Consider the following 25042-nt stretch of genomic DNA (forward strand, 5'->3'; position numbering starts at 1 on the left):
GGTTTTTTATTATTAGTCTTGTTTAAGATCAGTCACTAATTCTTGATCAGGTGTGGCATATAGTGTTGACTCCTGTTTATAATAGACCAATCCAGGTTTGGCTCCTTTGGCTTTATTAACATATTTTACTTTTGTATAGTCCACAGGCACATTACTTGATTTACGTCCTTTACTGTAAAAAGCAGCAATTTGGGCTGCTTCGAATAATGTTTCTTCTGGTATTTCCTTTCCTGTATGATTTCTGATAATGACATGAGAACCAGCTAAGTCTTTAACGTGAACCCAAGTATCTTGATTGTTGGCAATTCTTTGAGTTAATCTATCATTTTGTTTGTTATTACGACCTACTAGAATTTCATACCCAGCTGTAGATTCAAATTTTAGTGGCGGTAGCTTTTTATCTTTTTTATCATTTTGATTCTGGTTTTTAGCTTTTAAATATTCTTCTTGAATCAATTCTTCTTCTATTTCTTTTAACTCAGCTAATGATTCAGCTTGTTCAATATTAAGTTCTACTTGTTCTAAGTAATCAATCTCTCTTTTAGTCCTTCTAACTTCTCTTTTTAAATATTTAACACTCTTTTTGGCTTTTTCGTACTTATCAAAGTAACGTTGGGCATTTTCAGCTGGGGTCAATTCAGGGTCAAGTTCGATAGTAACTTCTTTATTATTGTCATCATAGTAGTTTTCTAACTTAACCTTTTTTTGTCCTTTTTCTAGTCGATAGATATTAGCAGTAATTAGTTCACCTTTTAACTGGTGTTTGTCAGCATTTTTTGCTCCTTTTAATTGGCCTTTAACTCGACGATACTTTTTGTTAGCATTTTCTAGATTATTATTGATTATATTATTCATTCTTTTAGTTAATCTATTTATTTTTCTTTGGGTAATATAATTAGTAAAATAATAATCTAATAGTTGATTAGCTGAAGAAAAACTTTCTTGAGGTAAATCAAATTGTTGTAAGGCAAAAGCTTCATAGTCCTTTAAATTACCATTTTCAGCTAATACTAAAGTAGGATTAAAGTCATTTTCTTTAATTTTGTTAAAAATATTCTTGAATGTAGACCATAGATTTTCTATTTGTTTAGTATCAGATAGATCTTGTTGAGGTTTAAAACCAGCTCTATAGACTATTTCTTGACCTATTAATGGGCCAATTCCTCGGTAGTTATTCATAATTGCTCTATACATCTCTTCTTCATTTATACTATCTTTTAATAAATTTCTAAATTTATTAGCATCAGTAGTTATAGGATTGGTTTTACCTTGTTCAGGTGGTGGTGAATATTCCTTACCAGGAAATAATTCACGATAGCGGCTAATTTTTTTCGTTACTCGTTTGATACAGTCAAGAATCTGTCCGTCTTCTTTGGTTAAAATAATATTACTATGTCTACCCATTAGCTCAATTAATAGTTTTTTATCTACAATCTCACCTTGATTATTTTTATACTGGATAATAATTTCTAAAATTCTTTCAAAGTCTGGTTGTTTGATAGCTTTTATTCTTCCACTTTGGAGATGCTTTCTAAGTAACATACAGAAAGCTGGTGGTTGATAGGGATTATCAAATTCCTGTTGACTAATATTAATTCTAGGATTTTGTGGATTGGCAGATATTAATAATTTAATATTTTCACCAGGTTGTCTGATTCTAATAGTTAATAGATTATCTTTAGGTTGGTAAATCTTATCAACTCGGCCACCAATTAATTTGTCTTGCAGTTCAGTCTTAATTGCAGCTAAGGTAACGCCATCTAACGCCATATTAAACAACTCCTTATTTTATATTTATGCTTACCTAAATAGTTCACTGATCAAAAATAATTTTATTTTAATAAGGTAACCTATATATTAATGTAACATTTTAAACTCTTGATTTCAATGACTAATACCTTTAAAATATTATTATATTATTCTAAAGATAGGTGGTAAAGATGAGACGACAATTAAGTAAACTTAAAAGAATCTTTAGTAGTGTCAAATTGGCTGGACAATATCTAATGGATCCTCAAGTTTCTTTAGGAAAGAAGATATTATTGGTTTTTCCTTTAGTTTATATTATTGCCCCTTTTGATCTAGTAAGTGATCTGATTCCGTTTTTAGGTTGGTTAGATGATACAGTGATTGGTTTAGTTGTTTGGAAGTATATGTTTGATATTTTAAGTAATTATGATTCAACTGATGATGAAACAGATTATACTTTAGAAGAGGATGAGTATGATATTGAATAATTGAACTATGATTTTGACAAATAAATATTAGTGGTATATAATGGGATCGGAAAAGTAACAGGTATAATATATCTTATTATACCTGTTAGATATATAGTTGTAGTATATCTAAAATTCAGTAATTGGTTGTAATTAGTATTAATATGTATGTATATATAGGGGGTTATAATGGATAATAAGTGGCAAGGTATTAAAGAGAAGGTTATATATCGGCGTGATTTTGTTAAGTTTAAAGAAGAGTTATATCAGCATCAGGAAAAAGGAATTAAACATTCTTTTTTTAGAATGGAATTTCTAGATTGGGTTAATATAGTTCCGATTACTTTTCAACAAGAGGTAGTATTAGTTAAACAGTATCGTTTTGGGACAGAAGAAGTTACTTTAGAGGTACCTGGAGGAACCTTAGATCAAGGAGAAGATAATCCTAGATTAGCTGCTAAGCGAGAATTAAGGGAAGAAACAGGTTATCAAGCAACAGAGATAATTGATCTAGGAAAGGTAGCTGCTAATCCTGCCATCCAGAATAATTATTGTTATTTTTATTTAGCTGAAGGAGCTAAGCAGGTTCAGAAACAGGATTTGGATTTAACTGAAGATATAGAACTTATATTAGTACCAATTGAAGAAATAGATTCATTAATTGGTAGTGGGAATATAGATCATTCTTTGGCTGTATTAGCTTTATTATATGCGCAAAGATATTATTTAGATTAATAGTAGTTATTAAACTTACTGTTTAATGTCATAGTCAGTTTAGAGAGGGGGGGAGTAATGGTTTTAGCAGAATTGATTTTACAAAGTTCACCTTTTATAGTAATTACTTATTTAATAATAAAGATAGATATTTTTTCCCAAGGATTAATGACTAATTTAGAGTGGAAAAGGAAAAGTTATTTGTCTATAGGACTTATTTTATGTTCTTTAGGCTTGTTTTATTTTTTTAGAGATTACCAGATATTAATTTATGCTATCGGAATTATTCTTTGTGGTAGATTATTTGGTTTTCCTTATGGTAGTTTATCTGGAATTTTATTCTTTTTGTTAGGTAATCAAATAGCTAATTTAAATGGGATAATTTTATTGTTAGGTTTAATTAGTGATTTATATCAACTATCTTTATTGGATAAACTAAATATTAGATTAAAAGATCTTATAATCAGTATTTTATTAGGGTTTAGTCTGATACTTATCTCCCAAAAACAAAGTGTTTCATTGTATACATTAGCTTTTTATGGTTCATTTACAATTATCACCAACCATAAATTACAATTGCAGTCTTTTCAAAACCAAAAGTTAGAAATTAGAAGTGCTTGTCAAGCGCGAGATAGTTTAGAACAATTACATTCAATTAATGAGAAATTAATTTCTAATTTTAATTTATCAGAAGCATGTGATGAATTATTACGTATTAGTTGTCAGCAATTGGATATTAGTTATGGTAGTTTATTGTTATATAATGAAGAGAGTGACTGCTTGGAACTAAAAGCGGAGTATGGTTTAGGTAAGAAATATTCTGACGAATTTAAGATATCACAAATAGATTGTTTATCTGAAGCTTTAAAAACAGAAGATATTCTTATAATTGATAATTTAGAATCAGTCTGTTTTGGACAGAGGTTTACTTTAAGAGAAGAAGTTGAGTCTATTTTAATGGCCCCAATTTTTAGCCAGGATCAATTAAAAGGTGTTTTTGTTTTTTTAGCTCCCCAGAAAGATTTCTTTTCTAATTTAGACTTAATTCCTTTGCAGACAGTTATTGATCAAGCTCCATTAGTAATTAAGAAAGCTGAAATATTTGAGAGATTAGAACGGAATGTAGCAGGTCTGTCTATGTTACAAAGAACAAGCCATATAATTAATTCTACTTTAAATACTGATCAAGTATTTGAACATACAGTTGATATGGTAATGGGCACTATGGGTGTATCTATGGCAGGTCTCTTTTTATTTAACCGTGATAAAGTACTGGAGTTGGTATCTGCTAAGGGAGTGCCAGAGCTAGAAAAGGAAGCAATAGTTAAAGCAGCTAAAGAAGTTACTAGTGAAGTAATTGATGATGAAAAGATTTTAATCAATGATAATGCTAAAGAAATTGAGGAAAAATATAGTTTTGATACAATTGATGTTAAATCTGTTATGTTTGTTCCCCTTAAAATCAGAGGAGAAGTAATTGGAGCTATTGCTGCAGCCCAAACTGATTTTGAGCGTCAGTTCAAAGGAGCAGATAGGAAGTTTATTACGACTTTGGCTAATCAAGTAGCAATTGCTATCGAAAATGCTAGAATTTACAATCAAATGAAAAATATGGCTATCAGAGATGGATTGACTAAGTTATACAATCATAGTTATTTTCAAGATAGATTAGGCAAAGAAATTAAAAAAAGTAATCGCTATAAACGTGATTTGGCTTTGTTGATGTTAGATATTGATAATTTTAAGAATTTTAATGATACTTATGGTCATCAAGCAGGAGATGAAGTTTTAAGAAGTATAGCTCAAGTACTAGAGGATAATGTACGTGGTGCTGATCTTGTGGCTAGATATGGTGGCGAAGAATTTGCTATTATTCTTCCTGAGACTGATGAGCTAGGAGCTTATCAGATGGGCCAACGAGTCAATGATCTAGTTCGAGAAGAAAATATTAAGTATAATGATTTAGAGTTAAATGTGACAGTAAGTATTGGAGTAGCAATATATCAATTTGATCAATCTAAAAAAGAATTTATTAATCAAGCTGATCAAGCCTTATATGAAGCTAAAGATAGAGGTAAAGATAGGATCTATGTGGCATAATATTTTCAGGAGGGATAGTTATGAAGTTAGGTGTAATTAGTGATATTCATGGTAGTTTTTCAGCATTTCAGAAAGCAAAGAAATATTTAGCAGATAGTGATCTATTATTAATAGCAGGTGATCTTCTTTATCATGGGGCTAGAAATCCTTTGCCTAAAGGATATGATACTAAAGCAGTAGTAAAGGAACTTAATCAAATGGAAGAAGATTTTTTAGCTGTAAAAGGAAATGTAGATGCTTTAGTAGATGATTGGGTTCTTCCCTATCCTTTATCTGATTATACAGTAGTTGAGGATAACGGACGTAGAATTGCTGTTTATCATGGTTATCAACATGAAACTGAAAAGGAGCGGGCCAACTTTGCTCATAAATTAGGAGCAGATATTTTAGTTTTTGGTCATACACATCTGCCTTTAGTAAAAGAAGTAAAAGGAGTTACTTTACTGAATCCAGGTAGTATTTCATTGCCTAAGCAGGATCCGGCTATTCCTACAGTAGCAGAGATAGATGAAGATCAGATTAAATTAGTTTCTTTAGAGAGTAAAGAAGTATTAAAAGAATATAAGTTAGATTAATAGTAAAGGGCTAACAGTGATGTTGGCCCTTTATTGATATAAAGTTATAACTTTATATCAATAGTTAACAGTTTACAGTGTATAGTGTACAGTTAAAGTCAAAATTTTTATGGATGTTTATATAGTAAAGGTTTATAGAGTTTTAATTTTAAGGTTTTAACTGTAAACTGTAAATCGTAAACTGCAAACTGATATAATAAGGAGGAAATCAATGGATCTACAAGAAAAAAGAGATCAACTAATTGATAAGAATTTATGTAATCATTGTTTAGGAAGACAGTTTGCTAAGTTAGGTAGAGGGTTAGAGAACTATGAACGAGGAGCTATCTTAAAAGAGAAAGAAGATATAAATGAAAATGATTTTATTCGCTCTAATATTCCAGAGGATACTGAACTTGGGGGTTCTTGTTATCTTTGTAATGGATTATTTGATAGATTAGACTATTATGTAGATAAAGTTGTTGACTCAGTAGCTGAGTATGAGATGAATACTATCTTAGTAGGTACTCATTTTCCGCAAGAAATAAAGAAGAAACAGAAAGAGTTATGGCAGAAATATGGAAAAGATTCTGCTAAACCCATCAAATCAGAGTGGAACCGGTTAGTAGGTAAGAGAGTAAAACCTAAGTTAAAGGTTGGAGTTGACTATGCTGATCCAAATATGACATTCTTAATTGATATTGAGAATGATGATGTAAAGTTACAAATAAAATCTTTATTTATTTATGGAAAGTATAACAAGTATTCACGAGAGATATCACAGACTGAATGGATGTATTCTTCTAGTTCTGTACAAGAGATAGTTCAAACTCCTTTTGTGGATTTTACTCAGTCTAAAGAGGCTAAGTTTCATGGGGCAGGAAGAGAAGATGTTGATGTTAGGTGTTTTGGTAAACGTGAGTTTGTCTTAGAGCTAGTCAAACCAAAGAAGAGAAGTATTAATCTACAACAACTTGAAGCAGAATTAAATCAATCTCAATCCAGGGTAGAAGTCTTTGCTTTAGAATTTAGTGATAGAGAGCAGATCAAAGGTCTAAAGGAGAAGAGAGTTGATAAGATTTATCGTGCTTTAGTAACTGTAAATAAGAAGGTAGAGGAAGAAGAATTAGTAAAGTTAGAGCAAGTAATTGGAACTATAGAGCAAAAAACCCCAGAAAGAGTTAAGCGTAGTAGAGGAGATAGAGTTAGAAAACGACAAGTTTATAAGGTAGCAGCTGAATTAATTACTGAGAAACAGATTGACTTAATAATTAAAGCTGAAGCTGGAACTTACATTAAGGAGTTAATCTCTAGTGATGAAGGCAGAACTAATCCCAGTGTAGCTAAGGTATTAGGTTGTGAAGCTGAATGTACTCGATTAGATGTAATTGATATAGATAATTAGGTATCAGTAATCAATAATTTCATATATGACTGAATGGTCAGTTTGTTAGTATAAAGTTTAATTTCAACCTGAGATTAAGATTGAGGAAATAATTTGATTATAAGGCATCTATAAAAAGGGGGTATCAAGGTGGCTTTATTAAAATTAGAGGGGATTAAAAAGATTTACCAACAAGGAGAGATTGAAGTTCCAGCTTTACGTGGAGTTGATTTAACTATTAGTCGAGGAGAATTTACTTCTATTGCTGGCCCATCAGGTTCAGGGAAGACGACTTTATTAAATATGATAGGATGTCTTGACACTCCAACAGAAGGAAAGATATTTTTTGTTGGAGAAGAGATTGGAGAATTTTCACAAGAGGATCTTGCTATGTTAAGAAGGAATAATTTAGGGTTTATATTCCAAAGTTATAATCTGATCCCAGTATTAACTGCTTTTGAAAATGTTGAACTTGCTTTAAAGTTACTTAATAATATAACTGAAGATGAGATTAAGGAGAAGGTAATGGAGATTCTTGAGGCAGTAGGTTTAGAAGACTATGCTTATCATAAGCCTAATGAATTATCTGGAGGCCAAAAGCAGCGAGTTTCAATTGCTAGAGCTTTAGTTAAAGAACCACAACTTGTTCTTGCTGATGAACCAACAGCTAATTTAGACTCTGAGACTAGTGAAGATGTATTAGAAGTAATGCTAGAGATGAATAAACAGCTAGATACTACTTTTATTTTTTCTACCCATGATCCGCAAGTATGGGGGTATGCTAAACGGTTAGTTACATTAAAGGATGGACAGATTGTTGAAGATGAAAGGAAGGGGTAAGATTGTTATTAGTTAAGATGGCTTTAAGAAATTTGGCCCGACATAAGCGACGAGTTATAGCTATTGCTGTTATTTTAGCTATAGGAATTACTATTTATTTGACTACAGACTCATTAATGTTGGGGTTAACAGAGATGTCTTTTAATAATCTGATTAATTTAGAGACTGGTCATTTACAGGTAGTAAATAAAGAATATTGGTCAAAAAGAGAAGAGTTGCTATTAGATAATTTAATAGATTATGATAAAAAAATAGGCCAGTCTATTGCTAGTAGTCCAGACTTTAAATCTTTGGCACTTCAACTGAAGTTTTCAGCTAGGCTGAATAATGGAGTTGATGAACTACCAATTACAGGTTATGGAATACTTCCTGATCAAGCAAAAAAGGTCTTTACGACAGAAGATTATATAGTTAAAGGTAGTTACTTTAAAGATTCAGGATATCAGGCAGTGTTAGGAAAAGAGTTGGCTACTTTAATGGATTTTAAAATAGGAGACTATTTGACATTACTAGTTAAGACTAAAAGTGGTAGCTTTAATACTATTGATGTTAAAATTGTAGGACTGGTAATTACGCAGAATCCAGATGTAAATAGTAACTTTGTCTATCTACCTTTAAATATTGTTCAGCAGGCCTTAGGTGTAGAAGGAAAGGTTAGTCAAATAGTAGTTAGATTAGATAATGTTGATCAAGTTTTAGAAACAAAGCAAGGATTACAGCAGAGATTGGCTGTCCAAGATAATAATTTAGGAGTCTATTCTTGGCGGAAGTTGGCCCAGTCAGTAATAGCAATGAGTAAGGCACAGAATATAGAAACAATAGTTATGATGTCTCTAATCTTAATTATTGCTGCTATTGGAATTATTAATACAGTAATTTTATCTGCTTTAGAAAGAAGAGAAGAGATTGGTATGCTGAAAGCTTTAGGATTTAAAAAGAATGAAATTATATTAGTATTTATGATAGAATCGGCTGGTATAGGAATCATTGGAGGTTTAATTGGTCTACTATTAAGCGGTAGTGGAGTCTATTATCTAGTTGCTAAAGGATTAGATCTATCTTCATTAATGTCAAATCAGAGTTTTGGTATGCCTATTTTAGGTCAGTTGCATGGTATTTGGGCTCCGTCTCACTTTATTATCATTTTTGTAGCTGGAGTTATGCTTTCTGCTTTAGCCAGTATACCACCAGCCTATTGGGCAGCTAAAAAAGATCCAGTAGAAGCTATATATCATCATTAAGGAGGTGTGAAGATGAGTTATTTATGGACTTTGGCTACAAAAAACTTATTTAGGAATAAGTTAAGAACTACCATTTCAGTGATTGCTATTGCTTTTGCAGTAATGATAGTAGTTGTCTTAAGAGGTTTGATTATAGGTATGGTTGATTCTATGTTTCAGCTTCATATCCAATATGATGCAGGTCATATTAAGATTATAAATCAGGAATATGAGCAGAAAGAGAAGTTACTTTCTCTAAATTATCCTGTTAATGGTTTTGATAAGAAGGGAATTAATAAGATGCAAGCTGAATTAAATAAGGTTAAGGGAGTTAAAGAGACTATTCCTCGGATAAAATTTGGGGCTGCTGTTAGTACTGAGGACGATATGGTAACAATGATGGGTTGGGGAGTTAATCCAAAAAAAGAAGTTCAATTTACAGATATTAAGTCTTATCTAACAAAAGGAAGAATGATAGGTAGAGGAAAGAAAGAGATAATAGCAGGTACAAAGCTATTAGATAAGTTAGGTGCTAAAGTAGGTGATAAGGTTACAATAGTTTATACCACTTCTTGGGGTTCCTTTAAAGGAAGTACAGTTAAGATTGTAGGAGAGATAGAAAGTGGATTTAAGTTACTTGATGATAAGAGTTTTTATTTACCCTTGGATCAACCCCAAAATATATTAGCCATGCCAGATATGGCTACTGAAATCTTGTTACAGACTGATAATTATAGACAAGTAGACCAAATTACAACTCAAGTAAGAGGGCTATTTAAAGAAAAAGGTCAGCAAGAAACTTATAAGGTCAGTGCTTGGAATCAAGGTAATGGTATTATTCAGTATTTACAAGTGGCTAAGAATATTTATAATTTAGTTTATGTCTTTGTTATCTTATTATCTTGTATAGTAGTAGTTAGTACTATGGTGATGATTGTTAAGGAGAGAACTCAAGAGATAGGTATGATGACTGCTTTAGGATTAAAGCGTCAAGAGATACTCTATCTCTTTATTATAGAAGGATTAGGATTAGGTTTAGCAGGTAGCTTATTAGGAGTAGTTACTGGGGGGATAATTACAAAGGTATTATCTATTGTTGGACTAGATTATTCAGCAGCTATGTCAGATGTAGGATCAGAAATAATAATGCGACCAGTTATTTATCCTAGTTTTGACATAACTAATTTGATTTATGCTTTTATCTTGGGTACGATAGTAGTAACTATTACTTCTATTATTCCGGCCCGAAAGGCTGCTAAGTTAGAACCAACAGAAGCATTACGTAGTAATTAATAATTAGAAAGAGGTGGAAAGATGATTAGTAAGCCAAACTGGAAGTTAGCAATTTTAGTAGTAGTCTTGTGTTTAGTTTCAAATGTAGCTATGGCAATTACTCCTGAAGAGATTATGAGTCAGGTAGATGAGTATCAGCATCTTAAATCAGCTAGAATGAAAGCAAAGATGACTATTATTAAAGATAATAGAGAGATGACAAAGGAGATGATTAGTTTAGTTAAAGGTTCTCAGTATGGACTTACTGAATTCACTAATCCTCGAGATAGAGGTAGCAAGTTTCTAAAGCGTGGTGATAATTTATGGATGTTCTTTCCTGATGCTGAAGATGTAGTCAAGATTTCTGATCATATGTTAGAGAAAGGTATGATGGGAAGTGACTTTTCATATCAAGATATGATGGAATCAACTAAGTTGACTGACTTATATGATTTTAAGATTATTAGAGAAGAGAAAATAAAAAATCGTTTATGTTATGTAATAGAAGGCATTAAGAAAGAGAGGGCTGAAGCTTCTTATTATCGGCGCCTTAGTTGGATAGATAAAGAAAGATTTATTCCTTTTAAAGAAGAGTTATATGCTAGGAGTGGTAGATTATTAAAAGTAATGAAGACTAAGAAGATGAAGAAGATAAAAGAACGTTGGTTTCCTACCTATCAAGTAGTTGATAATAAGTTGAAGCAAGGAACAAGAACTGAATTTAAAGTGGATTCAATTGAATTTAATGTTGATATTCCAAGTAGTAGGTTTAGTCTTCGTAGTTTGAGAAGGTAGTTTAAGTAGAAAGAGGGATAAGATGAAAAACAAGTATATAATAGTAACTTTAATTTTATTAATACTTCTTTCTTCTCCTGTCTTGGCTAGAGTAAAGGTAGGAGGTAAGGTTGATACTAGCATTATTACTTCCCTTAATGATAAAGATAGTCAAAATTTCTTACAGAATAAACTAAATTTAAATTTAATGTTGCCGGTTAGTGGTAATACAGAAGCTAAATTTGAAGTTGATCTATTTAATGGGATAAAAAATAATAAGCTTAATTCTCAGCTGAAAAAATTATATATAGCAAATCATTTTTCTAAATTTGATCTAACAGTAGGAAGGCAGCCTATCTCTTGGTCTTTTGGTTCGTTATTAAATCCAGTTGATTTTAACCTAGGTGCTGAAGCAATGAATGAAGAGTCTAATAATAAAAGTATAGATGCTTTAGAAGTTTATTATCCAATTAACTGGAACTCTAGTATTACAGGGATAGCTGCTTTTCCTAATAATAATGCTGGTGATATAAAAGTTGGATTTCGAGGACGTACTTATTATCAAGGTTATGATTTAAGTTTTAACTATGTAGCCGATAAAGATGTAAATAATAATAGACAGAGAATTGGAATTACAGGAAAGGGAGATTTAGGGCCAATTGGGGCCTATGGAGCAGTAGGCTATTATTTTGATTTCCAAGAGGCTGCTTTTCTAGCTGGAATAGATTATAGTTTTCTTCTTAATGATATAAATAGACTTACTTTACAAGGTGAGTACTTACGGTATGAAGCTGATGTATTACAAGGGATGTTAGCATCTATAGGTAGTAATTTAAACCTTGGTAAGGACTTAGTTACAGTAATGATTACTTATGAGCTTGATGATTTTTCTAGTATTAGTTCTTATGTTATAGTCGATTCTCAACAGGAGTTAATATTAGGTGGAGAATATAAGAGTCAGTTAAATAGTAATCTTGATTTCAGATTACAAGGTTCTTATAGCAATGATTCTGATAGTGGAATGATTGAGACTACTGTTAGTTATCCATTTTAAAACTTTAAAAAAGTTCTATATGGATACTATATGGTATATTATGGAATAATGAAAGGGAGTATACTACCAAGGAGTGATAGGGATGGATTTTGAAAGAAGTGGTGGAGTATTGCTGCATCTTACTTCCTTACCAGGAGACTATGGAATAGGAAGTTTAGGCTCAGAAGCCTATAATTTTATTGACTTTCTTGCTAGAGCTAATCAAAGCCTATGGCAAGTCTGTCCATTAGGGCCAACTGGATTTGGTGACTCTCCTTACCAAACTATGTCAGCCTTTGCTGGTAATCCTTATTTAATTAGTTTAGAGAAGTTAGTAGCAGAAGGGCTATTAGTTGAGTCTAATTTAAAAGAAAAAATTAGTTTTAATGAAAATAAAGTAGAGTATGGAAAGGTTATTGATTTTAAGATTCCATTATTGAGACAGGCTTTTAGAGAGTTTAAAAGGTTAAATACTAATAAGGAACAGAATGATTTTATAGAGTTTTGTTCTCAACATCAAGATTGGCTTGATGATTATGCTTTATTTAAAGCACTGAAATATTATTTTGATGGACAGCCTTGGTATCAATGGGAAGAAAAGATTAAGTTTAGAGAAGAGAAGGGGATAACATATTACCAAAATAAACTTAAAGAAGAAATTGAATTTAGAAAGTATCTCCAGTATCTCTTCTTTAAACAGTGGAATGATTTAAAAGAGTATGCTAACAAGAAAGGAATTAAAGTTATTGGTGATCTGCCTCTTTTTGTAGCCTTTGATAGTGCTGATGTCTGGGCCAATCCTTCTTTATTCTATTTAGATGAGACAAGAGAACCTACTAAAGTAGCTGGGGTACCACCAGATTATTTTAGTGAAGAAGGTCAGTTGTGGGGGAATCCTCTCTATAATTGGCAACAGTTGAAAAAGAATAATTATAGTTGGTGGCTAGATAGGCTTAAGTTACAGTTAGAGTTAGTAGATATTCTACGGCTTGATCATTTTAGCGGTTTTATAAAATACTGGGCTGTTCCTAGTGATAAAGAGACAGCAAAACATGGTCATTGGGAAGTTGGCCCAGGAGAAGATTTCTTTAATAAAGTTAGTCAAGAATTGGATTCACTCCCCTTTATCATTGAAGATCTGGGAGTAGTTCCAGATCAAGTTGATAAAATAAGAAATAAATTTGACTTTCCTGGTATGAAGGTGTTACAGTTTGCTTTCCAGTCTGGAGAAGATAATAAGTATTTACCACATAATTATAATCAAGCTGCTGTTGTCTATACTGGTACCCATGATAACAATACTACTCTAGGTTGGCATCAAGAAGAGGCTACTCAAGAACAGAAAGAGTTATTGGCCCAATATACTACTAAACATTTATCAATAACTAAAAGTAGAGAACCGGCTTGGAAGTTATTAGAGCTAGCTTGGTCTTCAGAAGCTAATTTAACTTTAGCTCCATTACAAGATATACTTTCTTTAGGAAGTCAGGCCCGAATGAATAATCCAGGACAAGTAGATGGTAATTGGCAATGGAGATATCAAAAAGGAATATTAACTACTGATTTAGCAGATAGGTTAAAGAGTTTGACAGATAAGTATAATAGGTAGTGTCAGTGTGAGTTAATTCTATCACTATACTAATAAAGATAAATTTACTCACACTGATTGTTAATACTTAATATTAATAATTCAATTAATTAGTATTTGTTTTTATATTCTTGAAAGATATTACAATCACCTTCTTGCCAATTAATGCATAAGTCACACTCTGCTTCTTCTAGAGATTCAGGGTTATTCAGCCATGAAGTACCATAACCTTGGGCTAAAGCAATTGGTTCGTATTCTGGACAGTGTTGGGCTACTTTTTGGAGTAGTTGGTCTTCTAACATATTTAGACTCCTTTCTAGAACTAACTAAATTTATTATTTGTAGTTTAAGAAGTATTAATGCACTACTAAATTTTATTGACAGTTAGATATCTAAGTGATATCATTATTTAGTGATATCTTAGGTAATTAAAGAACAATTTATTATATAAAAATAATCTATTTATAGCTTATGATTTGATATGATGCTTTATATCAATAATATGTAGGTAAGTGTAGTTAAAGAAAGAAGGTGACTAATATGAATAAGGATAGTTTGGTAGGAGAATCAATAACTAAAGGGTTATTAACTTTAGCTTGGCCAATCATTTTAAGTAATCTGATGCAGACTACTTATAATATTGTAGATACAATCTGGGTAGGAAAACTAGGAGCTGATGCTGTAGCAGCAGTCTCACTAGGATTTCCAATTATTTTTTTGATGATGTCTCTAGCTTTAGGATTTACTATTGCTGGGACTTCTATTATAGCTCAGCATAAGGGAGCAAAAAATCAGAAACAAGTTGATAAATTTACTGGTCAAACATTAACTTTAGTAACTATAGTCTCTATTATATTTTCTATAGTTGGGTTCTTATTTAATCGTCAAATCTTAAATTTATTAGGGGCTAAACCTCAAGTCTTAGATTTAGCTACTAACTTCTTAAATATAATCTTTGTAGGATTGACTCCTATGTTTGTTTATTTTGTATTTACTTCAGTTTTAAGAGGGTTAGGAGATAGTAAGACGCCAATGAAGTTAATGTTAATTTCTACAGTAGTTAATATTGTCTTAGATCCTATATTAATCTTTGGTTGGGGTCCAATTCCTAAGTTAGGAGTAGAAGGAGCTGCATTAGCAACTACTCTATCTCGAACATTAGTAGCAATTATAGGAGTTATTATTTTACTCAGTGGCGACTATGGAGTCAAGTTGGAGTTAAGTAATTTATGGCCTAAATGGAAAGAATTAAAGAAATTAGTTAAAGTGGGAGTTCCTGCTTCATTAGAGCAGTCAACTAGAGCTGTAGGTATGTTTTTAATGATGGGGACAGTAGCTGGTTTTGGGACTGCTACAGTAGCAGCTTATGGTATTGGTAATCGGGTGCTATCACTTGTGTTTATGCCTGCAATTGGCTTTTCAGCAGCAACAACTACTTTAGTTGGACAGCATTTAGGAGCAAATAATGAAGAGAAAGCAGAAAAGACTGTAATGATAGGAACTCTACTGGATTTTATGATTTTAACAGTAGTATCTGTTGTTGTCTTTTTATTTGCTTCAGAAATTGTAGTTATTTTTAATAATAATTTAAATGTAGTAAAATTAGGTACTGATTATCTACAGATAATTGCTTTTTCTTTTGGTTTTATGGGAACTTTACGAGTGGTTAATGGTGGTTTTAAAGGAGCTGGTGATACAATGCCGGCTATGGTATTTTCAGCTTTAAGTTTATGTATCTTACGAGTACCAATTGCTAATTTTCTGGCTCATTATGTACAGTTAGGTACTGATGGATTATGGTGGGGAGTCTTTATTAGTAACTTAATTGGAGCTATTGGGGCTTTTGGCTGGTTTAAACGTGGTATTTGGAAAGATAAAGTAGTAGTTAATAGAGTAAATAATTATAGTTAGAATTTCCTGCACTATATAGTCAGGAAATTTATTTTTTTGTTGGTGCTAACATTTGTTTTTATTTCAAAAAATATGTTATAATACAAGTAATGCTAATTAAAATTAGGAGGTACAGAAAGTCTGGAAACAAGCTAAAGAAGAGAGAACACCTGTTGATTGGACTTTACAATGGCTATGGAATCACTCTGAGATATCTTTAGTGTTAAGTGGAATGAGTACTCTATGGCAAGTTAAAGAGAATGTAGAAAGTGCAGCTAAGTCAGATATTAATCTTTTAACTAAAGAAGAGTTGGATTTAGTTGACCAAGTTTATGAAAAGTACCAAGAGCTATCAGCTGTAGGATGTACAGGATGTGGCTATTATATTCCTTGTCCAGAAGGAGTTAAAATTCCACAAAATTTTTCTTTATATAATCAGGTTGAAATTCATAATGAATATGATAGTATGACTAAAAAGTATAATAATATGTCTGATGAAGAAAAGAGTCAAGCTTGTATTGAATGTGGTCAATGTGAAGAATCTTGTCCACAGAATTTAGAAGTAAGTGATTTATTAGCTAATGTAACAGAATATTTTGCTAGTTAAGTGGTTAAAGATAATTATAAAAGTCAGAATGGAGGTGATAGATAGGATGGATGTTAGATCACAAATGAAAATAATAATTTTATTAATATTACTTAATCTTCTTTTCTTAATACCTGCTGTTTCTGCTTATTCAGCCGATCTTGTATATAAAGTACCAATTAAAGGAACTATTAATCCTGGTTTAGTCAACTTAGTGGATAAGGGAATCAATCAAGCTCAAGAGGTTGGAGCAGATACTATAGTATTTGAGATTGATACTTATGGAGGATTAGTTGATTCAGCAATCAAGATTAGAGATAAGATTTTAACTACTAAGTTATCAACTGTTACTTATGTATCAGGTAGAGCTTGGTCAGCTGGAGCTTTAATTGCTTTAGCAGGAGAAGAGCTAGCAATGACTCCTGGTAGTAGCATTGGTGCTGCTGAAACTAGACCACAAGAAGAGAAGTATATTTCAGCTTTGCGAAAGGAGTTTAAGGCGACAGCCCAAAAAAGAGGCAGAAATGATGATCTAGCAGCAGCTATGGTTGATAAAAGGATAGACATTCCAGATATTAGTCCTCAGGGCAAGTTATTGACTCTAACTAGACAAGAAGCTATAACTCATAATATAGCTAATTTTAAAGTAACAGATTTTAAAGGTCTGTTAAAGAAATTAGATTTAACTAAAGCTAGAGTAAAAGAAGTAAATTTAACTATGGCTGAAAGAGTAGCTAGATTAATTACTAATCCTGGAGTTAGTACCTTCTTGCTAAGTATAGGCTTTATTGCTTTAGTTTTTGAAGTCTTGGCCCCAGGGTGGGGAGTAGGAGGGACAGTTGGTTTATTGAGTTTAGGACTCTTTTTCAGTAGTTATATTATTAATGGAATGGCAAGTTGGGGATTAGTTGTTTTATTCATAGTAGGAATTGTTTTAATGTTATTAGAGGTGTTAGTTGTACCTGGTTTTGGCATTACTGGAATAGGTGGTTTGATTGCTATATTTAGTAGTTTGTATCTGGTCTTTCCTACTTCTGATATAGCCTTGACCGTTTTAGCGGCAACTTTATTATTATCAATTATTGGTATTTGGTTGATAGTTAAAAAGTTTGGTAATTCTGTCTTGTGGCAGAGAGTCTCTTTAGGAGAGGAGCAGTCTAAAGAAACAGGTTATAGGTCTCATAATGATGAGACAGAATGTCTATTAGGTAAGCAAGGGACAGTAATTAATACTCTACGTCCAGCAGGAATTGTAAAAATTGATGGACAACGGATAAATGTAGTCAGTGAAGGAGAATTTATTGAGGCTGAAGAATTAGTAGAGGTGATTGAAGTAGCTGGGAATAGAGTAGTAGTTAGAAAAATAATAAAGGAGGAATAAGATGACACCTATTGCTTTATTGTTTATTACTTTAGGAGTTATATTTGTATTTGTATTTTTATTTTTTATTCCAGTAGGTTTATGGATTTCTGCTTTAGCTGCAGGAGTAAAGATTAGTTTCTTTAATTTAATTGGAATGAGGTTAAGAAGAGTTGTTCCATCAGCAATTATAGGCCCAATGATCAAGTCACATAAGGCAGGATTGAAGTTAGGTACTGATAAATTAGAAGCCCATTATTTAGCTGGTGGAAATGTAGATAATGTAGTAGATGCTCTAATAGCTGCTGAAAGAGCAGAGATTGAGTTGCCTTTTGAGCAAGCAGCTGCTATTGATTTAGCTGGGAGAGATGTTTTAGAAGCTGTTCAAATGAGTGTTAATCCTAAGGTGATTCAGACGCCAGAGGTAGCTGCTGTAGCTATGGATGGTATTCAGGTTAAGGCTAATGCTAGAGTAACTGTTCGAGCTGATATTGATCGTTTAGTTGGTGGAGCAGGTGAGGAGACTATTTTAGCTAGAGTAGGGGAAGGAATTGTAACTACTGTAGGTTCAGCTGATAATCATAAAAAGGTACTTGAGAATCCAGACTCTATTTCTGAAACTGTATTATCTAAAGGTCTTGATTCGGGAACAGCTTTTGAAATTCTGTCTATTGATATTGCTGATGTTGATGTAGGTAAGAATATTGGTGCTAAATTACAGGCTGATCAAGCTGAGGCTGATAAAGAGATTGCTCAAGCTAAAGCTGAAGAAAGAAGAGCTATGGCAGTAGCCCAAGAGCAAGAGATGAAAGCTAAGGTACAAGAGAATAAAGCTAAAGTAGTAGCAGCAGAAGCTGAAGTTCCTAAAGCAATGGCTGAAGCTTTACGTTCTGGTAATATGGGAGTTATGGATTATATGAATATGCAGAATGTTAAGGCCGATACTGAGATGCGAGACAATATATCTCAGTTTGGAGCAGAGGGTTATGATGATCAGGATACTATGGTTGATGAAGAAGATCTAGATTAGGAGTTGGTAATATGGATTTAGATAATTTATTTGCTCTCTGGCCAGTAGTAGTAGTCTTATGGGGACTAGTAAGTAAATTTCTTAAGAAATTGAATCAATCTATCAATCAAGAACAGCCCTATAGAGAGAATAATCAGGAGATTAAGAATAGATCACAAAGAGAGCAAGAAGTTAAGTTGGCTCAAGAATCTACTTCTCAACCTGTTAATCGATTTATAGAAGAAGAGAGATTATCAGAAGAAAAGTTGAATAGAAAATTAAAACAGAAAAATAAAAAGAAGAAATTAACTAATAAGCAATCTAAATCTAGGTCTAAGCCTTTTGGTAGACGGCAGGTTATGCAGGGTATTATCTTCAAGGAGGTATTAGATAAACCAAGATCTAAAAAGCCACACCCAATATATCGTAATGATAATTAAAATAAATAGATTAGTTAAAAGAGTCTAAGGGGAAACCTTTAGGCTTTTTTATTTTTTAACGCTTTTTTCATTTATGGCATAGTATATATTGAAGTTAGAAAGGGGGGGAGATATATGGGTGACTATGGAGATGATAATTATGTTTTTGTTGTATTTCTAATTTTGATCTTATTATTATTAGGTAGTGACTATTAATAATAAGATTAACAGAGGGATGCAATTCCCTCTGTTTTATTAATAAATTGGACAAGTTTGAATTACAGCAAGAGTTTATGCGTTTTGTAATGTCCATGGACAATGGAAAACAGCTAAGGAAATTACAGTAAAATAGAAACTAAAAGAAGGAGCATATTAGATGCTCCTTCTTTTTTTATTAGTGGCTACCTAGAAGAAGTAGGATTAAAATAAGAAATACTAAATATGCTCCATCATCATAGATACTTCCTCCACAATCTCCCATATATAGCACCTCCTTTTATCCTCTTTGTATATATTATGAGTTAAAACCATTTTTTGTTAATAATATGTATAATTGATTAGTTATGAATTAAGAAGAATTTGAATTTATGTAGTAAACCATCAACTATGACAGTTGATGGTTTATAGCCGAGAGAGGGAAATAAATGAGTTAATAATGGAGGATTAAATATTAGTTAGCAGTCGCTACCTAGTAATAATAAAATTAAGATTAAGAAGACAATAAAAACTAAATCATCATCTTTGCAGTAGTCACCCATAATAAATACCTCCTTTCCAATAATTGTTGGTATATATTATGCATTTATAATAATAAATGTTAATAAATTAAATAAATATAAACAAAGTTATAACTTTTAAATATATTATTAACAAAAAATTTATTAATGAATAAAATATACTATGAATAGAAAAAGGAGGGATAATATGGGTGGTTATAAAGAGGGGAAAGATAGCTTTTTTATTCTATTTTTAGTTCTTATTCTATTATTTGCACACAAATAATAAATTAGTTTTCTTATTTATAGTAGGAATAAGTGTGAGTTAAATATTTACTCACACTTATTCCTGCCATTTTTTTATTACTAATTTCAGTATTCTATAATAACTCCTTTTTAGAAAGATAATATAGTAGAGTAAAGCCAGCAATAATAAATAGAATAGTCAGTATTGTTTGTAAAGATAAACTCATTAGTTTCCTCCTTATATATATCTTTATTTTAGTTTATCCTAAAATTAGTTTTAGATTATAGGAGGAAGATAATGGAGGTAATAATAGAAATAATTTTACAGACTGTATTAGCTTTTTTTGCTACTCTCTTTTTTGCGCGAATAATTGGTAAAAAGCAGATCAGTGAATTAACTTTTTATGATTATATTAATGGGATTACCTTTGGTTCTATTGCTGGAAATATGGCTTCTGATATAGATCAAAGGACTTGGCAACATTTAATTGGATTATCTTTATTTGCTTTTTTGACTTTTCTTTTACAGTATATATCTCTTAAAAGTAGAATAGCAAGAAAAGTAATAGAAGGTGAACCTACAATTTTAATCCATAAGGGTAAGATTCTAGAGGAGAATATGAAACAGACACGATTTAATATGAGTGATTTAATGTCTGAATTGAGACAAAATCAGATATTTGATATTAGAGATGTTCATTATGCTATTTTAGAAACTGATGGATATTTAAGTGTTTTACCAGTAGCTAACAAACAGCCTGCTACTCCAGAAGATTTAGGTTTACAACCAGAGGAAGATAGTATTTGTAGTGAGTTAGTAATTGATGGTCAGATAATTAAAGATAATTTAAAACAACATGGTTTAACTGAAGATTGGCTACAAGAAAAATTAAGAGAACAGAAGATTGTCAAATTAGAAGAGGTTATTCTAGTAATCTATAATCCAGTTGACAAAAGTCTATATTTCGATTTTAAAGATGATAACTTAAGCAAAGATAAAGTAGATATCAGTGATTTTTAATTAATCTAAGAAAGTAGTTATAATAAATCTGATTTTGAACATTATAATTAGTGGAGGTGGTTCCCCAATGGGTCGTATAATGTCTGATGATACCAAGTATGAACTAGCTGAGGAGTTAGGTTTTGATCATAAGGTTAAGAATGGTGATTGGGGGGATATAACCACTCGAGAAGCTGGGTCGCTTGTTAGACGAGCAATAGAGAAGGCAGAAGAATCAATGGCTCAGCAAGAAGAGCAGTAGGAGCAATTTAGCTCCTGCTGTTTTTCTTTTTAAGTATATTTTACTCTTCCCTAAAATATATATGGTATAGGTAGAAATAGGGGGGAGTTAAGTTGAAGCTATGTGATGACTGTATTAAAAAATTAGGTAATAATTTATCGAATCAGGCAGAACAGACTTTAGAAGAACTTTCTTCTGTGTTAATTGATAAAGGGTTAACAGGGATGGGATTTGAGCAGACGACTGAATTAGATAGAAATGCTGTTAAAAGTATAATTGATGAATTAGAATCTAGATTATTTTTAGACCATGACTTAAAAAAAGGACGAAGAAAGGTCTTTTATTTGACTGAATCAGGTCAGCGTTTTTTAGAGCTACAGAAGGAATCAGAGAAAGAAGAGATAGTTAATGAAGATGTTGAAGAAAAAGTAATAGATGAAGATAAGGTTGATAAGCTAGATAAGAAAATAAAAGAAAGTACTGATTCTACAGATGAATTAACAGAAGAGATAAAGAAATTTGCTAAAATGCAGGGGACAGAAATTGATAATCAAGATACAGAAGTAGTTATTTTAGAGCAATCAGATTCATTGGAGGAATTACAGGCTGAAGTTACTTTAGATGAAGAGCAAGAATCAGAAGATGAAAAAGAAGAAAATAAAACAGAGAAAGTGGAAGAAACTGAAGAAGGTTCTGAACCATTAATCTGGAATTTTGACTTATAGTCTATCCCGGGAGATTGGCCCGGGAATTATTTTTTGTTTTGATATGGACAAGTAGTTAATTTAATTAATTATTAACTTGAAGTTGTCTCTTAACATCTGTTACTAATTGGGCAATTTGAGGATAAGTCTGTAACACTCCATAAACTACTATTGGTCGTCCTACACTAACTACTCCTAATCCTCTAGATAAAAACCCACCCACCTTCATTAAGAAGTTAATAGTTGGTTTAGTATCAACAAGTAACAAGTCATCTTTATCTCCTACTAAATTATAAGTATCTTTAATAACTGGTAAAGTTATCTTGCTAGAGTATTTATAGCCTAATGTATAAACTGAGTTATCAAATTCATCATCACCTTGGTATAATAAGTGACCTAGGTCCTGTTTCTTTACTTTATCGAATGTAGGCAGTGATAGTAATTCTTCTTTAGTCGGTTTACTATCAGATGGTATTTTATTGAGATGAATTGCAGCAGCAGTAGCTACTGAATGTGCTCCTCCTATATCATGGTAAATAATATCCATTATCTTCCTCCTTATTTTACTATTTTATTCTAATATTTCCATTTAGCCTTAAAATTATAATTATAAATAGATAAAAATTAGATCATTTAGATAATTACATAATTTTCCTTGAACGATTTAGTAAATAGTCTATTATTATATATTGAATTTGAAAAAGGAGGGATCACCATGGGAGAATACGGAGATGATGGTATGTTACTAATCTTTTTAATTTTAATCTTATTACTTATGGGAGGAAACTTAGGTGGAGTTAAGTACTAACTGAATATAAGTTAGGGATGAGAGCTGCATTTATTATGTGGCTCTCATTTTATTATTTTATCACACTTTTTTCATCCCATGGAATATAATGTTACCACGAAAGGAGGGTATTAAATGAATAATATAAGTAGAAAAGATATCTTAGCTATGACTAAGGAATTGGTTAAGATGAAAAAAGATTGGAATCAACAAGGTTCTGAAGAAGATTTAGAACATCTATTACAACAATTATATTTATCAATTGAGTCAGCTCTTGAAGATGCAGCATTTTATAAGGCTTTAGCAGAAATAGCTCCAGACCAATTTACTAGAGAAATGTTTAATGAGTTTGCTAAAGATGAACGAGAACATGCTTATCAGTTTCGTCGCGCTTATGAACGATTAACAGGAGACACTTATACTTCAGAGTATGAATATGAGGTTGAGTTAGCAGAGGATGAATATGAAGAGGCATTAGTCAGAAGTATTCGTGAAGATACTGCTGAATATAAGGATTATAAAAACTATTATTTAATGACTAATAATCCTTATTTGAGAGATATCTTCTTTAATGCTATGCATGATGAGATGTATCATGCAGTTCGTGAATTATATTTGTTACAGATGATGGATATGGGCCTTATGAGTATTATCGATTTATAGTATATATAGTCCTTAGGAGATTCCTAGGGACTATATTTTATTAATTAAAATTTTTTAATTAATAAGGAAGGAATATAATTTTTAGTCTCTAAATTTAATTTAGATTTTGATATAGGAGGTTGGTTAGTTAATTCATCTCAATTATCTATTGCTTTTTCAGTTTTAAGTTAAAATTTTAATGATATAAGTATTAGACAATAGATTTAGAATATACTTTGTGAATGTAATGAAGGGACTGATGCTATTTATTTTGTTAAGGAACTATAAAGTTGCTATAGAAAAATTTGATTTTATTCCTTCTTATCAATTATAATATAATGAGTGCCACAATGGAAAACTATAGATTTAGAAGGTAATATTATATATAGATCTACTAAGGAGGAAGTATTATGGCAGAAAAATATTTTATACGAACATATGGTTGCCAGATGAATGAACACGACTCAGAGAAACTATCTGGTGTTTTAGAAGATGAAGGATATCAAACAGCAGATGAATTAAAAGAAGCAGATGTAATTATTTTAAATACTTGTTGTGTACGAGAAAATGCTGAATTAAAGGTATTCGGTAAATTAGGTGAGATCAAGCAATTAAAGAAGGAAAACCCAGGGTTGATTGTAGGAATCTGTGGTTGTATGATGCAGCAAGAAGAAGTTGTAAATAAAATCAAGCAGAGATATAATTTTGTTGATATGGTTTTTGGGACTCATAATATTCATAGGTTTCCTAAATTACTTGAAGATGCTAAAGAGGAACAAAAAAGTTTAGTCGAAGTGTGGGATAAAGCGCGAGAGATGATAGATAGAATGCCTACTGATCGAGAAGAAGACCATAAGGCCAAAGTAAATATTATTTATGGCTGCGATAATTATTGCACTTATTGTATTGTGCCTTATGTACGTGGAAAAGAGCGTAGCCGTCCGCAAGAAGATATTGTTCAAGAAGTTGAAACACTAGTAGATGATGGAGTTAAAGAGGTAATGTTACTAGGACAAAATGTCAACTCTTATGGTAAAGATTTAGAGCAAGATATTGAGTTTGCAGATTTATTAGAAGAAGTAAATAAGATTGATGGACTACCCAGAATTAGATTTATGACTTCTCATCCTCGAGATTTTACTGATAAATTAATAGAAACAGTAACAAGTTTAGATAAAGTCTGTGAACATTATCATCTACCAGTTCAGTCAGGTAGTAATAGACTTTTAAAGAAGATGAATCGAGGTTATACTAAAGAAGAGTATCTAGAATTGGTAAAAGAGCTACAAGAGAGAAAGCCTAAAGCAGCAATTACTACTGATTTGATTGTTGGTTTCCCAGGTGAGACAGAAGAAGATTTTGCTAAAACTATGGATATCTATAAAGAGGTTGGTTTTGATAGAGCCTTTACTTTTATTTATTCTAAAAGAACTGGAACTCCAGCTGCTGAAATGGAAGAGCAAGTACCAGAAGAAGTAAAAAAGGAAAGACATCAGAAATTATTAGAGTTACAGAGTGAAATTGGATTAGAGAAGAATAAGGAGTTAAAGGGAGAAGTTGTTGAAGTCTTAATAGACGGGCCAAGCAAAAAAGATCCTAGTAAATACTCTGGAAGAACACGTACTGATAAAATAGTTATAGTAGAATCGGAACAAGATTTGACAGGCAAGCTATTAAATGTTAAGATAAATAAGGCACAGAGTTGGACTTTATTTGGTGAAGTTGTCAATTAAGAAAGGGGATTTTA

Annotated in this window: 24 protein-coding genes; 21 read left to right on the forward strand and 3 right to left on the reverse strand. The window is 31.7% G+C overall.

The features are described from left to right. Positions 1-12: 12 nt before the first annotated feature. Positions 13-1770: an Rqc2 family fibronectin-binding protein gene (locus ACYQ39_RS13565; RefSeq protein WP_459844150.1), complete on the reverse strand. Its 1758-nt coding sequence runs from the start codon at positions 1768-1770 to the stop codon at positions 13-15. 170 nt (positions 1771-1940) lie between these two features. Between ACYQ39_RS13565 and ACYQ39_RS13570 the strand changes: the two genes are divergently transcribed. From ACYQ39_RS13570 to malQ, 11 genes are all read left to right on the forward strand, one after another. Further along, positions 1941-2237, forward strand: coding sequence for a YkvA family protein (locus ACYQ39_RS13570; RefSeq protein ID WP_459844153.1), 297 nt, complete (start codon positions 1941-1943; stop codon positions 2235-2237). Positions 2238-2405: 168 nt separating this feature from the next. Then, entirely contained in the window at positions 2406-2951 is a 546-nt protein-coding gene (locus tag ACYQ39_RS13575) for an NUDIX hydrolase (RefSeq protein WP_459844156.1), read from the forward strand. 57 nt (positions 2952-3008) lie between these two features. Further along, positions 3009-5030, forward strand: a complete 2022-nt coding sequence (locus tag ACYQ39_RS13580) for a sensor domain-containing diguanylate cyclase (protein ID WP_459844159.1) — start codon at positions 3009-3011, stop codon at positions 5028-5030. 20 nt (positions 5031-5050) lie between these two features. Then, positions 5051-5605: a phosphodiesterase gene (yfcE, locus tag ACYQ39_RS13585; protein WP_459844162.1), complete on the forward strand. Its 555-nt coding sequence runs from the start codon at positions 5051-5053 to the stop codon at positions 5603-5605. 211 nt (positions 5606-5816) lie between these two features. Then, positions 5817-6989 (forward strand): tRNA pseudouridine(54/55) synthase Pus10, encoded by a 1173-nt coding sequence (locus ACYQ39_RS13590; protein ID WP_459844165.1) that lies wholly within the window; start codon positions 5817-5819, stop codon positions 6987-6989. A gap of 129 nt (positions 6990-7118) precedes the next feature. Next, positions 7119-7808, forward strand: coding sequence for an ABC transporter ATP-binding protein (locus ACYQ39_RS13595; protein WP_459844168.1), 690 nt, complete (start codon positions 7119-7121; stop codon positions 7806-7808). A 2-nt stretch (positions 7809-7810) separates the two neighbouring features. Beyond that, a complete protein-coding gene (locus ACYQ39_RS13600) occupies positions 7811-9049 on the forward strand; it encodes an ABC transporter permease (RefSeq protein WP_459844171.1) in 1239 nt (412 codons plus the stop codon). 12 nt (positions 9050-9061) lie between these two features. Further along, positions 9062-10321 carry an ABC transporter permease gene (locus ACYQ39_RS13605; RefSeq protein WP_459844174.1) on the forward strand — a complete coding sequence of 420 codons (1260 nt, stop codon included), beginning with the start codon at positions 9062-9064 and terminating at the stop codon, positions 10319-10321. 21 nt (positions 10322-10342) lie between these two features. Further along, entirely contained in the window at positions 10343-11095 is a 753-nt protein-coding gene (locus ACYQ39_RS13610; protein WP_459844177.1) for an outer membrane lipoprotein-sorting protein, read from the forward strand. A 22-nt stretch (positions 11096-11117) separates the two neighbouring features. Beyond that, entirely contained in the window at positions 11118-12128 is a 1011-nt protein-coding gene (locus tag ACYQ39_RS13615) for a hypothetical protein (RefSeq protein WP_459844180.1), read from the forward strand. A gap of 73 nt (positions 12129-12201) precedes the next feature. Next, complete coding sequence (gene malQ / locus ACYQ39_RS13620) at positions 12202-13716, forward strand: 4-alpha-glucanotransferase (protein ID WP_459844182.1); 1515 nt, start codon at positions 12202-12204, stop codon at positions 13714-13716. Positions 13717-13805: 89 nt separating this feature from the next. Here the strand turns inward: malQ and ACYQ39_RS13625 are convergent, their stop codons facing one another. Next, positions 13806-13997: a hypothetical protein gene (locus tag ACYQ39_RS13625; protein ID WP_459844185.1), complete on the reverse strand. Its 192-nt coding sequence runs from the start codon at positions 13995-13997 to the stop codon at positions 13806-13808. 238 nt (positions 13998-14235) lie between these two features. Here ACYQ39_RS13625 and ACYQ39_RS13630 point away from each other — a divergent pair, with 238 nt between their 5' ends. From ACYQ39_RS13630 to ACYQ39_RS13665, 8 genes are all read left to right on the forward strand, one after another. Then, positions 14236-15606, forward strand: a complete 1371-nt coding sequence (locus ACYQ39_RS13630; RefSeq protein WP_459844188.1) for an MATE family efflux transporter — start codon at positions 14236-14238, stop codon at positions 15604-15606. A gap of 199 nt (positions 15607-15805) precedes the next feature. Next, entirely contained in the window at positions 15806-16192 is a 387-nt protein-coding gene (locus tag ACYQ39_RS13635) for a 4Fe-4S dicluster domain-containing protein (protein ID WP_459844191.1), read from the forward strand. Between the two features lie 46 nt (positions 16193-16238). Further along, positions 16239-17552 carry an NfeD family protein gene (locus ACYQ39_RS13640; protein ID WP_459844194.1) on the forward strand — a complete coding sequence of 438 codons (1314 nt, stop codon included), beginning with the start codon at positions 16239-16241 and terminating at the stop codon, positions 17550-17552. A gap of 1 nt (position 17553) precedes the next feature. Next, complete coding sequence (floA, locus tag ACYQ39_RS13645; RefSeq protein WP_459844197.1) at positions 17554-18561, forward strand: flotillin-like protein FloA; 1008 nt, start codon at positions 17554-17556, stop codon at positions 18559-18561. A gap of 11 nt (positions 18562-18572) precedes the next feature. Continuing rightward, positions 18573-18980, forward strand: a complete 408-nt coding sequence (locus tag ACYQ39_RS13650) for a hypothetical protein (RefSeq protein ID WP_459844200.1) — start codon at positions 18573-18575, stop codon at positions 18978-18980. A 1239-nt stretch (positions 18981-20219) separates the two neighbouring features. Beyond that, positions 20220-20942 (forward strand): DUF421 domain-containing protein, encoded by a 723-nt coding sequence (locus ACYQ39_RS13655; protein WP_459844203.1) that lies wholly within the window; start codon positions 20220-20222, stop codon positions 20940-20942. A gap of 67 nt (positions 20943-21009) precedes the next feature. Continuing rightward, complete coding sequence (locus tag ACYQ39_RS13660) at positions 21010-21183, forward strand: small, acid-soluble spore protein, alpha/beta type (protein WP_459844206.1); 174 nt, start codon at positions 21010-21012, stop codon at positions 21181-21183. Between the two features lie 92 nt (positions 21184-21275). Then, the gene (locus ACYQ39_RS13665) at positions 21276-21887 is read left to right on the forward strand and encodes a hypothetical protein (RefSeq protein WP_459844209.1); all 612 of its coding nucleotides are present in this window, start codon (positions 21276-21278) and stop codon (positions 21885-21887) included. A gap of 64 nt (positions 21888-21951) precedes the next feature. On the opposite strand, the gene ACYQ39_RS13670 is transcribed toward ACYQ39_RS13665, so the two are convergent. Then, positions 21952-22413, reverse strand: a complete 462-nt coding sequence (locus tag ACYQ39_RS13670; RefSeq protein WP_459844212.1) for a DUF3189 family protein — start codon at positions 22411-22413, stop codon at positions 21952-21954. A gap of 375 nt (positions 22414-22788) precedes the next feature. Here ACYQ39_RS13670 and ACYQ39_RS13675 point away from each other — a divergent pair, with 375 nt between their 5' ends. Together ACYQ39_RS13675 and miaB are read left to right on the forward strand one after the other, a co-directional pair. Beyond that, positions 22789-23316 carry a ferritin family protein gene (locus tag ACYQ39_RS13675; RefSeq protein WP_459844215.1) on the forward strand — a complete coding sequence of 176 codons (528 nt, stop codon included), beginning with the start codon at positions 22789-22791 and terminating at the stop codon, positions 23314-23316. Between the two features lie 389 nt (positions 23317-23705). Continuing rightward, positions 23706-25028, forward strand: coding sequence for a tRNA (N6-isopentenyl adenosine(37)-C2)-methylthiotransferase MiaB (gene miaB / locus ACYQ39_RS13680; protein WP_459844218.1), 1323 nt, complete (start codon positions 23706-23708; stop codon positions 25026-25028). Positions 25029-25042: the final 14 nt, after the last annotated feature.

Source organism: Halanaerocella petrolearia, from assembly GCF_054657875.1.